Genomic DNA, 12233 nt, shown 5'->3' with positions numbered 1-12233 from the left:
CTCCTTAGTCATAGCCGCCTTCAGCTTCGGGCAATGCCTGGTACTCTTCTTTACCGGCTACGATCTCCGCGATGAAGGTCCGCAGCTCCAGCAGCTGCTCTGCATCTTCCGTAAGCTCACATTTCCCGCCGGACCAGGACCAATTCCGTGTGAACCCGTTGACAGTGATCCTCCAGCTATCTTCCTGGTAAGGAACCACCGCACAGCCCTGCTTGAGGGGCACAAGCGCAAGCTTCCCCATGATGCCGATGCCTCTCATCCGCTCATAAATGCTACGCATTTCATCTTCGGTCAATGTAATATCCGCTGTGGCTGTTCCGTTCATAATCAGATCTTTTACCACGGTATCCTGATACGTATTAATCTCATTCTTGGTGACCTCCCCATACCCGTACCGGACGAAAAAATCGAAATCAGCAGGCATGTCCTCAGGCATCTCTCCCAATACCTCCGGCTGTTCCGGAGCGGGTTGTGCATCCTTATTCGTGCTACAGCCAGCTATGAGCAGTACGGCCAGCAGCAAGTAATATATAGGCCTCAGGGTGGTCACCTCCACAATGTCTATCTTCAAAGAGCTATGGTAAATTCTAGCCGCAACGAAATAATGAGCCTAATCCGACAGTGCCCGCATGATGTTGGATTTCGCCTCTGCCGCAATCGCTTCATTTCCGTCATCGACCGCTTGCATTAGGATCAGCATGGGGATGTATACCGCGATCAGCCGCGCCAGCAGCTTCGTTTCCTCGTCCGCTCCTCCGTACGTTTCGAAAAACACGCCGCGGGCGTAAGGTGGTAAAAAGCTATAAGCAACGCTCAAATCGCAAGCCGGATGGCCTACGCTCAGATCTCCCCAATCAATGATGCCGGAGACGATTCCGTTCTCATTCACAAGCATATTTTTGAAATGAAGATCGCCATGCAGCAGTACATTCACCGCCTCGACACGGTCCTTTTGCAGCCTGCTAATATACGCTTCGATCACACCGGACTCCTCCGGCGACAAGTGTCCAACCACCTTCGATAGAAAGCCCTCCAATTTCACTTTGCGCGATGCTATGTCCGTCAAGCTTCGATGATCTTGCTGAACTCCGCACTTCAGCGCCGCCTGCACCGGGAACTCATGCAATCTCCGCAAAAATTTCGCCAGCGTCTCTGCCGATAAAGCCCGGCTTTCTTCCGTCAAACCGATGGGGAAATCGCCTGGCACGTGAGCATAGCCAAGAAATGGTGCCGGGTATTCGTCACTTGCTTCGCCATAAAACAACGGTTTCGGATAGGGGATAGTCAAATAGGCCTCCAGCTTCGGCAGCAGCTTCCCCTCCATACGAATCGCGCCAACTGCAAACGTCCTTCTTGGAAACCGGAACACGTACTCGTCACCGATGAGAAAAACCGTATTGTCCCAGCCCCAGCCTAGTCGCTTCACTTGCTTCGAAGACAGCTGAGGGAATTGTCTGCCGATCAGCGTCCGCGCCTGTTCTTCGCTAACCTCCCACTCCGCATCCCATACATTCGTTCCTCCCATGAATTGTCTGTCTCCTCGTTCCTTAGGTAGTATAGTTGTAGGTGGCTAAATATTTCGCAATGACTTCCTTACTCTCATGCCACCACAGAATAGGAACTTCGCCTACCTTCACCAGACCTAACTTAGCGGCCAGATGATTGGAGCCAGTATTGCCGGTATCACAATCCCAATATGTTGTTAGCTGCCGCTGACGGCCAAGCGCTATGAATTCTTGACACAGTCTGAACGCCAACCCTTGATTACGGTATTCCTTGTGCGTGATGATATCCGGTTCAATATAGCCGCCACCCACATAAAAAGTATTACAAGCGCTTACAAATCCGCTCTCATTCAAATAACAATAACCAAAGGCCCTGTCCAGATAGGTCTCAGCCGAAGTCCACAGTAACCGGTAACTATCATCCATCTCCTGAATGTAGCGTTCAAACAACTGCTCATCAATTCTAGTTAAAACAAATTCTCCAGAATCCTCCTGAATGTCAGCAGGCGCTTTAGCGTTACTGTTCATCTTATAATGAGTTCTACTGAGCTCCACTGTGTTGTCTTTCAAAGGTTCTTTCAGCAGCGCTAGCCATTGACTGGAGGAGAAGTACAAATCATAGAAATTCGCGTGATTGGCCGGATTGGCTAAGAAATCAAGCAGGCTTCGATTGAACTGCTCATCATCTTCCTGCCCGAACAGATAATATTTTCCGCCTCGGCTTGTGACAAGCCCCGCAGTCGGCTGATCTAAGTTATTCACAAATATTCTGCCTGGCTGATCAAGATCTATGACCCCATGAACAAATACAAAGATGAATTCTCCTTCTCTATGCGCTAGAAGATGCTTGATTCTACTATACTCACTAGACTGTAATTCAATCATTCTAATCCTTCCTCTCAGTTAATTACCTGTTATGTATACCTGCCCTTCTCCTGGCAAAATCCCCCCACAAAGTGAGGCTTTAGCTTCGATGATGACTCAGGTACTTTGCAGGGACCCCAAAACATATATAAATTCTTACTTGGCAAAAAAGCCGGGGCCACAGTCACCTGTGTCCGCCAGCCTAGTATATCATGCCTACCGCCAATTTTTCACCTCTACCCAAGCGGCGCCCGGTCCTGCTGGATACCTGCACCGTTAAGAGCGCCCTGCTTCCCGCACCGGAATCCATATTTCACTTTTAAATGTTGGCGAGCGGGTATCCTTGCCTTCATTCCACAGAAGCTCCGGCCCTTCGACCTGCTCATAATTGGAAGAAGGGAACCATTCGGAGTAGATCCGACCCCAGATATTCTGAAGTGTGTCCGGAAAAGGTCCCGCCACTTCGAACACAGCCCATGCAGACGCAGAAACCTCAAGCTGGGCGTAGGACGGAGGGCATTCCTGCGCGGTAGCCACTCCAATATAATGATCCAGCTCCCCCCGTTCTTCCATCCGGCCTTCGGAGAAATTCACCGATGCACTGATCAGCCCTGACGGAACCATATCTGACAGCCCCTTCAGCTCGCCTATCATCTCCATGCTCAGACTCTGCCACATGGCAGCGATCTCCGGGTTCACCCCGCTGAACTGGATGGCTACCCTTTTCTTGAGTCCAACGATCCGGAAAGCCTCTTTCTCCTCAATACGGTAATTCATTTCACTGCCTCCTCTGATGGTCAACTGAAAAGTCATTCGAGGAAAGGCCTTCAGGGGTGTCCCTGCCGTTCTTGCTTCTGAAGGCGTTACGCCGTGAAGCTGCTGAAAGGCTTTGGTGAATGCATCCGGCGAAGTATATCCATACTCCAAGGCAACATCAATTATCCGGTGCTGGCTCCCCTGCAGCTTGAAGGCAGCCAGCGTGAGACGTCTGCGGCGGATATATTCGGAGAGCGGGATACCGGCCAGGAAGGAGAACATCCGTGTAAAATGATACTCCGAGCATAACGCGTAGCCCGCTGCCACTTTTACATCGATCTCGTCGTCCAGGTGCTCTTCAATGTAGAAGAGTGCAGCATTCATATCTTCCAGCAGATTCATTGTGTACCTCCCTTTCCTCACCATCAGATTAACAGCTGTACCGGGACAGCATCCGACAGTTCCTGCACCATATTAACGGATACTTTCATAGCCGCATGAATAATTCCCAAATCCATAATCATTCAAGACAATCCGCTAATTTAGAGGCATAATGAAGCATAGAATATATACGAATAAGCGAGACAGGAAGTCCCTATTACGCGGTTAAAAAGGGAGGTTTCCATGAAGCTTGTCCCCAACTGCATCACGCTCAGCCGGATCGGGCTGGCTCTTCTGCTGCTGTACCTGGCGCCGCTGGGCACGGGCTTCACTGTAGTCTACCTCCTGTGCGGAATTACCGATCTGCTGGATGGCCCTATTGCCCGAATGTCCGGTACAGTTAGCAGCCTCGGTGCCAAGCTCGATTCCGTGGCCGATATGACGCTGGCAGGCACTGCACTCTATACCTTATATCCGTTCCTTGGTCTGACCTTCGGCCTCCTCCTGTGGATCGTGCTGATTGCCGTTATCCGGGGAGCCTCCATCCTGACCGCGCTGCGCAAATTCAGCACCTACGGCAGCATTCATACCTACGGGAACAAGCTGGCCGGATTGCTGCTATTCCTTACACCGTTGCTGCTTCCCTATGTGAATCAGGCGATCTGGACAATAGCTGTATGCTTAATAGCCACTCTATCTGCAATCGAGGAACTGATCCTGCTTCTGATCTCAAGTGAGCTGCAGCTGGACCGCAAGGGATTGTATGTGCGGCGCTGATCAGCATTCTGCGAAATGATGAAGCAACTCCTTAGCCCAATCCAGCTTCTCCGGGCAGCCTTCGTTCATATCCGGGCGGGTCTGGTTACGGTACATGACACGACGCTTCACAATCCGGTACATACATAACATCCGGGGTAAATCCAGAAAAATAATGACATCCGCACGCCTCAGTCTGCTCTCCGATGTAGAAGAGCACCAAGCTGACGGGCCAGGGTAGACTTGCCTGATCCTCCTGATCCGAGAATTAAAATCCGGTTCATAGGCTTCTCCTTATGCATTATGACATCATAGTGATCCATCATTCCAGCCCCAGATACTCCCTAATCCCATCTACAACAGCGGAGGCCACGCTCTCCTGGAACCCGGAGGTCCACATCTTCGCCTCGTCGCCGGGATTCGTCAGGTAGCCCAGCTCCAGCAGCACCGACGGCATTACCGTATCGCGCAGGACGAAGAAATTCCCTTTTTTCACGCCGCGGTCTTTGAGGCCGGTAGCTTGAATGACATGCTTATGTATTGTCTCGGCCCAAGCCAAGGATTCTTCATGATAATAAAAGGTTTCTGTACCCGATGCCGATGCATCCTCATAGGTATTGCCATGAATGGAGATGAACAGGTCTGCGGGCAAATTATTGGCGAACTGGGGCCGGAACAGCTCTTGTGAGGAGATAAAAGCATCTCCGGTCCGGGTAAGCAGGATCTCAAGCTGCGGGTCCTGCTCCACATTGGCTGCGATTTTCTCTGACAGGCCCAGATTGAAATCCTTCTCCATACGTCCGCTGACAGAGACTGCCCCGGGATCATCCCCGCCGTGCCCCGGATCTACTACAACCTTATAGACTTTGCCCAGGTAGGGCTGGCTGCTGCTCTGCGGCTGATCCGATCTGGCAGCAGGTGCAGGAAGAGCAGCCTCCTCAGCCGGACCCTCACTGAGGCTGGTACCGGCAATCTTCCCGCCTGATCCGCTGTCTGCCCCATTACTGCATGCCGCCAGTATCAGCAAGGTGAGCCATGCGGCAGCTATCAGGTACATTTTCCTCATTCGGGTAACTCCTTCCCGCCCGCTTCAGGGGTGCTCTCCCGGCCGGCCTTATCCGGTGAATTCAGCAGCACCAGCCCCCCGATGATGATCAGCAGACTGATGCCGGTGAGCAGATTGAACGGATCATTCCAGATCAGGATGCCGATCAGTGCCGTCAGCGCCGTTCCCACGCCAGACCAGATGGCATAAGCCAGGCTTAGAGGTATGGTGCGAAGACTAATCGATAAGCAGTAAAAAGCCAGCCCCATTCCAAGCACTACCCCGATCGACGGCAGAACACTGCTGAATCCATCGGAGAGCTTAAGCATAGTCGTACCGAAGATTTCCGAAATAATAGCGATGCTTAGCGCGAAGTAACCTCTCATCTCTACACCCCCGTTGACAGCTTCAGCAGAACCACACCGCCAATGATGAGAATTAAGCCTGCTATTTTCCGCACATTCAGACGTTCCTTATAGACCAGTACGCCAACCAGTGCGGTTAACGCCGTTCCTACGCCAGACCAGATGGCATAAGCTGTCCCGAGAGGAATCTCCTTCAGCGCCAGCGACAGATTGAAGAACGCCAGGCCCATACCGGCGGCCACCGCAATGGAGGGAAGCAGCTTTTTGAACCCGTTCGATGCCTTCAGCATAGAGCTGCCGAAGACCTCGCTCACAATGGCTAACGATAATAACACATAAGCATTCAATGGATTGCCTCCTAACTCATGACCCTGACAAAAGTCCCCGGATATAGCCGCTTAACTCCCCTGCAGTCTGCTGATGGGCAGGCAGCCCCGGATGGGTCCGCGCTCCTGCTGTCTCGCTGGTCGTATTCGGCAGCTGGAACACCGACACATTCTTGTCGCCCGTGGACTTCATGTACTCATCCACCGCACGGTAGATCGACGGCATCAGGGAGAGGCCCAGCATCCCATACACCCAGAGAAGATGCGCCCCGGGGTTATAGCTTCTCAGCTTCGCCAAGAACCTCGTAACCGCGGCCTCGAAGGCGGCCAGATCCTCCTCATGATAGCTTCCATCTTCATTCAGCCGCTGCTTATAGATGCGCCCGGTGTCCTCCTCCAGCCACTCCGGGGAGTTGAACGCGCCGTCATCGTTGGTGCCCAGGTTAACTACAACCACATCCGGTTGCCAGGCAGCAAAATCATTCACCTGATGTGCCCCAAGTGCCTCATTACGGGGACCTGTCAGCAGACCACAGACCTGCTCGTAGATGTCAGGGATATTGCCTCCAGGATTGTTGTCCCAACTGGAGAGCACGCCCCATCCGCTCTGTGAGATCACCCGGAATTCGGCCTGCACGGCCTCAGCAGTTATCGCTGTGTAGTTATGAACGCCGCTGAACCAGGCGGGAATCCAGTCCTCTTCACTTGTGGCACCAATGACGCCCTCACCTGATGTAATACTGTCACCGATGAACTCCAGCCGGTAAGGCTTCGCTTCAACAGGCAGGAAGCTGCCGTCTGTGCGGAACGCATGGAACTGGAGATAGGCGCCTGGGTCGCCGCTCATCGCCTGAACCTCTTTTACAATCCGGATATTCTTCACCCGCTCAGGATTCATTCCTCTGAATATGCAGACCCAGTGCCTTCCGGCATTCACCATCTGTCTGCTGACGGGAACGGAGTTGATCAATATACTGATCCAGGACTCGTGATGATCGTAGCCGGACTCTACTTCAAGCCACAGCTCAGAGGCCTGGAGGTTCACCTCTATCGCACTGCCCGTCCAGAATAACGTCAGAGGGCTCAGCGCTCCGGTCGTTCTGCCATGGATCTTCAGATGCTTGATCTCTGTCAAAGGCTGTATCTGTAAGTGAGAATTGCTGCTCATTCTAAGCCCTCCTGTTTGCTGGCGATCGAGAAGCTGCGTACCTTCATCCACTTCCCGCCTACCCATTCGTCAATGGTGCCCTTCCGCGTTCTAACACAGAACTTATGCGAGGTACCGCGGTCAAAGCCCGTTGCTTCATATAACAGGTCCTCGCCCTGCTGTCCCTTGAAATACACCTGCTTCAGGCCTAGTCTGTTCAATAGTTCCTGCTTCACACTGTCTGTATATTGGCGCGAGAATTCTTTTGTCATCATTGTTCCTCCTGCTTCGTTTATCAACGGTTCAACTTCCCGGATGCTTCTTAGAGAATAACGTATATGCGGCGAATTTTCACCTTTATTTTTCACCAAACTGCCCTTAAATCCGATTGATTTTGAACTCGGCCTTGTAATAAAATTAATGGATTATATAGAAAAGGATGCGCATACGCAATGCCTTACAAGGAATCACGTTCTCTACGAAAAAGGTCGATTCTGTTCTTCTCGCTGATTATGCTCGTGAAGAGTTATTTCGCCTGGTATTACCTGTTCGAGGACGGTCCGACCTGGACCACCTGGCTGAAGGAAATCCCGTTCGTGCTGCTGCTGTTCTGCCTCATCGAATGGTTCGCCACCAAGCATAAGGTCGCCATCTATCTGATCGTCAATCTGCTCATTACCGTCCTGTTCTTCTCTCTCATCGTCTATCATAATCATTTTGGAATGATTGCTACGTCCCAAGTCTTCGGTCAGGTCAAGCAGGTAGGCGCCGTCAAAAAAAGTATATTCGCCGTCGTGCATCCGCAATATATGCTTATCTTCGTAGACATCATTATCATCAGCCTGATCATGCTCAGACGCAAAAAAGCACTCGCCTGGAAGCATTCCATGTCCCGCCCCAGCAACCGCAAGGCGGTGGCTGTCCTGTTCTGCATCTCGCTTATGCTGTGCATGATGAATATTTTCCCCAACAAAGCCAGTATGAATGAGAACGTCAAGGCAGAGCAAATGGGCATTCTCAATTATGAAGCCTACGCCCTGCTGCGTGAACCCGCAGAAGAGCCTATGGACCCTGCACAGATCTCCCAGGCCGGCATCGACATGACGAAGGGCATCCAGCAGAAGGCGGATCGGGTCCTGTTCGGGGCTGCCAAGGGCAAGAATCTGATCATCCTGCAAATGGAATCTCTGCAGACCTTCCTGATCAACCTGTCGGTGGACGGAACCGAAATTACGCCTAACCTGAATAAGCTGGCTGGCGAGAGCTACTACTTCCCCCGGTTCTTTCAGCAGGTAGGCCAGGGCAATACTTCAGATGCCGAATTCATCGTCAACACTTCCTTTTATGTGCCGCCGGACGGTCCGGCCACAGATAAGTATGCTCCGAAGGTTCTGCCCAGTCTGCCGAAGCTGCTGGAGGCCCAGGGCTACGACACCGCAACTTTTCATACCAATAATGTAGAGTTCTGGAACCGCGGGGAGCTGTACAAGGCACTGGGCTTCAATCAATATTACGACAAAGCCTACTTCGGCGAAGAGGATGCGGTCTTCTACGGCTCCTCGGATGAAGTCCTGTACAGGAAGACCTCTGCGGAGCTTGCGCGGATGGATCAGCGTGAACAGCCCTTCTATGCCCATGTCATCTCAATGTCGTCGCATAATCCGTTCTCCATCCCGGAGAGCAAATACAAGATGACCTTGCCGGAGCGTTACGAGGGAACGCTGGTCGGCGACTACATCCGGGCCGAGAACTATGCGGATTATGCACTGGGCCAATTCATCGACGAGCTGAAGAGCAGCGGTGTGTGGGATAACAGCGTAGTAGTCCTCTACGGCGATCACCGGGGGCTTCCGATCTTCTCACTGAAGGATGGGGATAAAGTCCTGCTGCAGGAAATCCTGGAGCATGACTATACTGAGCGTGATCTGATTAATGTTCCGCTGATCATCTCAGCCACCGGTGTTACGACACCGGCACTGAAGGAGCAATTAGGCGGCCAGGTAGACATTCTGCCGACCGTTGCGAATCTGCTCGGGGTCCCGCTGGACTATCATATCCACTTCGGACAGGATTTGCTTAATCAGACAGCATACAACCTGCTGCCGCAGCGCTATTATCTCCCTACGGGGTCCTTCGTTAATAATGAAGAGCTGTTTCTGTCAGGCAGCGGGTTCGAGGACGGCCAGCATTATACCCTGTCCGGTGACGGAATGGATCTGCTTCAATCGACGGAGGATGAATTTACCCGGGCGCTGGAGCTGCTGCGCATGTCCGACAGTTATGTGACGCAATTGCCGGACCGCCCGGTGGAAGAGACGGAACTGAGCGAGTAAATGGACAAAGCCCGGTTCGGGAGATATCTCCTGAACCGGGCTTATTTATGCTTGAGGTGGAGTTAGGGCTGCACCAATCCCGCCTTCTAATCATACACAGATAGAAAAGAAGGGCGGGATGCGGAATGCGTAACAGTAGAAATGAAGAAGAATGGGCGATTGTGCTGGCGGCTGTCTGCGGACAGACCTATACCCAATTTGCCAATGTGGAGGGTGCGTTCGTGGTGCCGGATGGCTTCACGGCCGTGCACAGCTTCCAGGCGAAATCGATGGGCAATGTCTGGGAGCTGTTCGGCTTCATTCTGGAATCTCCGCAGGAGATCATTATAGCCTGGCGCGGAAGCATCTCCACCAATGACTGGCTCTCGAACATGAATGCCGCGCAAAAGAAATTCAAATACATTCAAGAGCCCTGCATGACCCATCGGGGCTTCACCGATATCTATGCATCCGCTCGGGATGCCATTCTCTCTGTGCTTGGTACTCTGACCCCGGAGAAGACGCTATATGTAACAGGCCATAGCCTTGGCGGGGCACTGGCCACCCTATGTGCGCTGGATGTTGCCGCCAATTCTGCCTTCACCGCTCCGCGGCTGTATACCTACGGGTCTCCGCGTGTCGGGGACCCGGATTTCTCCAAGGCCTTCAGCCGGTATGTGCGCAGCAGCTACCGCTATGCCAATCTTTTTGACATCACAACGTATGTTCCGCCAACCGTCTACAAGCTGCCTAAGCAGAAGACCAAATACTATTACACCCATGTACAGACTTTGAAATCCCTGTCCTTTCAGAATGGCAGCCCTGAGCTGAACCATGTCATCCGTAGTTATTTCGCTGTGCTGAGGTTAACCCGGCCGGACTTCACCACAGCTCTGTGCGCTGCGAACCCCGGGTTCTGTCCGGTCCCGGAGCTGGTCACTTAATCTCCGCTCTGCGGATAGACCTTGCTAGCGGTTGATCTTACGAATCTCTTCGAGCGAAATCTTCGGTGTCCGGTCAGCCGTCAATAGTCCGTTCACTTCCTGCTGGACATCCGTAATCTGAGTGTAGCAGTACCCGCAGATGTACGGGGTATCCTTGATCGCCTGTGTGATGCTGCGGAATCGTTCAATAAACGCCCCAGTGCTGCTCACCTGCTCCCCATAGCCCCACCCTTCGCCGGTGTCGAAGGCAATGCCCCCGAATTCACTGACTATGACAGGCTGACCCCGGTATTCGTATCCCTGGGCCATTGCGTATTTCCAGTTATTGAACGAGGAACTGCCGCCAAGCACACTGTCCGAATCTGCATAACGCGCAAGCAGCGCAGCACCGCTCTCCTCATAGTCATGGAGGGTAATAATATCGCTGATGGTATGCTCCCAGCCGTCATTGACGATCACTGGACGATCCGGGTCCATCGCTTTGGTCAGATGATAGATGCCCTCAGTGAATTGCTGCTGACGCTTGTTCGTGTAGACCTGCGGAATGCCCCAGGATTCATTAAAAGGCACCCAGGTGATCACCGAGGGATGATTATATTGCTGCCGGACAATCTCTGTCCACTCCTTCGTGAACTGCTCCACTGCTTCATCATTGAACTCATAGGTGGCCGCCATCTCCGACCAGACCAGCAGCCCCTTCACATCACACCAGTACAGGAAGCGCGCATCCTCAATCTTCATATGCTTGCGGACCCCGTTGTAGCCCATTGCGAGAATCGCGTCAATGTCAGCAATCAGCGCCTCCTCCGAAGGCGGGGTCAGATGGCTGTCCGGCCAATAGCCTTGGTCCAGAATCAGCTTCTGATATACTGGCGTATTGTTGAGCAGCACCTTGCCCTGTTCGATGGAGATTTTGCGGAGTCCGAAGTAAGAGTAGATCCGGTCTATTACCTGCTCCGCCTGGTACAGAACGAACTCTACCTCGTACAGCACCGGTGCGGCAGGCGACCAGGACTGGAGCTTCCATGGCCCGTTCGCTTCATGCGTCAGCTCGACATCCAGCTGTAGTGAGGCCCGGTCTGCCTGCAGCGAGACCTGCTTGAAGGTCTTCTCCCCGGTGCTGATCCGCGTCTCCAACCGGAGATCAAGGCTCGCTCCATGGGTATTGTATTCAAAATGTACCGAGCGGTTATCGAGATCCGGGGTGATTTTGACAGACTTAAGATACGAAGGGGATACATACTCCAGCCACACACTTTGCCAGATTCCCGTGGTCTGCACATAGAAGCACTCGAAATTCTCATCCACCCAGCGCTGCTTGCCCCGTGGTTGTGTACAGCTCTGGCTATCCTCTGCCTTGACCGTCAGACGGTTCACTGCTCCGGCTCCCGTGTTGAGATCATCGGTAATATCCAGTGTAAAAGCCGCGTACCCGCCTTGGTGGCCCCCGGCATAGCTGCCGTTCACCCACACCTTTGCGATATAATCCACCGCCTGGAAATTCAGCAGCACCCGCTTGTTGCCCAAGCTGTCAGGTAGTTGTACCTCCCGCTCATACCACACATACGGATGGAACACAGTCTCGCCGATTCCGCTCGCCTCCGTTTCGTACGTGAACGGAACCTGAATCTTCAGCTCGCCGTGCAGCTCCTCATGCCATCTCTCCTGTTCCCCCGTGTTGTCATCGTCATACCGGAAATCCCATTCCCCATTCAGACTCTGCCAGGCGTCACGTACGAACTGCGGCCGCGGATAATCCTTGATATAATGCCGGGTTGTCATGGAAATGCGCACGCTCCTTATAAACAATAATTTTGTTTTAATACAATAAT

13 protein-coding genes and 1 pseudogene are annotated in these 12233 nt (G+C 52.7%); 3 read left to right on the top strand and 11 right to left on the bottom strand.

Annotation, left to right across the window (positions count from 1 at the left end; all coding sequences use genetic code 11):
* Positions 1-4: 4 nt before the first annotated feature.
* The 4 genes from C162_RS29770 to C162_RS29755 form a co-directional block, all read right to left on the bottom strand.
* On the bottom strand, positions 5-436 hold the full coding sequence (locus tag C162_RS29770; RefSeq protein WP_156949740.1) for a hypothetical protein: 432 nt from the start codon (positions 434-436) through the stop codon (positions 5-7).
* Positions 437-610: 174 nt separating this feature from the next.
* Entirely contained in the window at positions 611-1525 is a 915-nt protein-coding gene (locus tag C162_RS29765; RefSeq protein ID WP_036700905.1) for a phosphotransferase, read from the bottom strand.
* Positions 1526-1547: 22 nt separating this feature from the next.
* The gene (locus C162_RS29760; protein WP_036700902.1) at positions 1548-2390 is read right to left on the bottom strand and encodes a GNAT family N-acetyltransferase; all 843 of its coding nucleotides are present in this window, start codon (positions 2388-2390) and stop codon (positions 1548-1550) included.
* Positions 2391-2645: 255 nt separating this feature from the next.
* Complete coding sequence (locus C162_RS29755) at positions 2646-3527, bottom strand: AraC family transcriptional regulator (protein ID WP_036700900.1); 882 nt, start codon at positions 3525-3527, stop codon at positions 2646-2648.
* Positions 3528-3749: 222 nt separating this feature from the next.
* Here C162_RS29755 and C162_RS29750 point away from each other — a divergent pair, with 222 nt between their 5' ends.
* The gene (locus tag C162_RS29750) at positions 3750-4283 is read left to right on the top strand and encodes a CDP-alcohol phosphatidyltransferase family protein (protein ID WP_036700899.1); all 534 of its coding nucleotides are present in this window, start codon (positions 3750-3752) and stop codon (positions 4281-4283) included.
* Positions 4284-4322: 39 nt separating this feature from the next.
* On the opposite strand, the pseudogene C162_RS37170 reads toward C162_RS29750, so the two are convergent.
* From C162_RS37170 to C162_RS29725, 6 genes and pseudogenes are all read right to left on the bottom strand, one after another.
* Positions 4323-4546, bottom strand: a pseudogene (locus C162_RS37170) (AAA family ATPase); the annotation flags it as partial.
* 38 nt (positions 4547-4584) lie between these two features.
* The gene (locus C162_RS29745) at positions 4585-5328 is read right to left on the bottom strand and encodes an N-acetylmuramoyl-L-alanine amidase family protein (RefSeq protein ID WP_036700898.1); all 744 of its coding nucleotides are present in this window, start codon (positions 5326-5328) and stop codon (positions 4585-4587) included.
* Entirely contained in the window at positions 5325-5693 is a 369-nt protein-coding gene (locus C162_RS29740) for a DMT family transporter (protein ID WP_036700896.1), read from the bottom strand. The genes C162_RS29745 and C162_RS29740 overlap by 4 nt, the downstream gene beginning before the upstream one ends.
* A gap of 2 nt (positions 5694-5695) precedes the next feature.
* The gene (locus C162_RS29735) at positions 5696-6019 is read right to left on the bottom strand and encodes a DMT family transporter (RefSeq protein WP_036700894.1); all 324 of its coding nucleotides are present in this window, start codon (positions 6017-6019) and stop codon (positions 5696-5698) included.
* Between the two features lie 16 nt (positions 6020-6035).
* Positions 6036-7166 carry an SGNH/GDSL hydrolase family protein gene (locus C162_RS29730; RefSeq protein ID WP_036700893.1) on the bottom strand — a complete coding sequence of 377 codons (1131 nt, stop codon included), beginning with the start codon at positions 7164-7166 and terminating at the stop codon, positions 6036-6038.
* Positions 7163-7420, bottom strand: a complete 258-nt coding sequence (locus tag C162_RS29725; protein ID WP_143804279.1) for a hypothetical protein — start codon at positions 7418-7420, stop codon at positions 7163-7165. Before C162_RS29725 ends, C162_RS29730 begins: the two co-directional genes overlap by 4 nt.
* A 177-nt stretch (positions 7421-7597) precedes the next feature.
* On the opposite strand from C162_RS29725, the gene C162_RS29720 reads away from it, so the two are divergent.
* Entirely contained in the window at positions 7598-9478 is a 1881-nt protein-coding gene (locus tag C162_RS29720) for an LTA synthase family protein (RefSeq protein ID WP_036700887.1), read from the top strand.
* 125 nt (positions 9479-9603) lie between these two features.
* On the top strand, positions 9604-10401 hold the full coding sequence (locus C162_RS29715; RefSeq protein WP_036700885.1) for a lipase family protein: 798 nt from the start codon (positions 9604-9606) through the stop codon (positions 10399-10401).
* A 24-nt stretch (positions 10402-10425) separates the two neighbouring features.
* On the opposite strand, the gene C162_RS29710 is transcribed toward C162_RS29715, so the two are convergent.
* A complete protein-coding gene (locus tag C162_RS29710) occupies positions 10426-12183 on the bottom strand; it encodes a glycoside hydrolase family 2 protein (RefSeq protein ID WP_036700884.1) in 1758 nt (585 codons plus the stop codon).
* Positions 12184-12233: the final 50 nt, after the last annotated feature.

Origin of the sequence: Paenibacillus sp. FSL R7-269, assembly GCF_000517865.1 — a bacterium.
Taxonomy (GTDB): domain Bacteria; phylum Bacillota; class Bacilli; order Paenibacillales; family Paenibacillaceae; genus Paenibacillus_AQ.
This window is presented reverse-complemented; position numbering and strand designations above follow the sequence as displayed.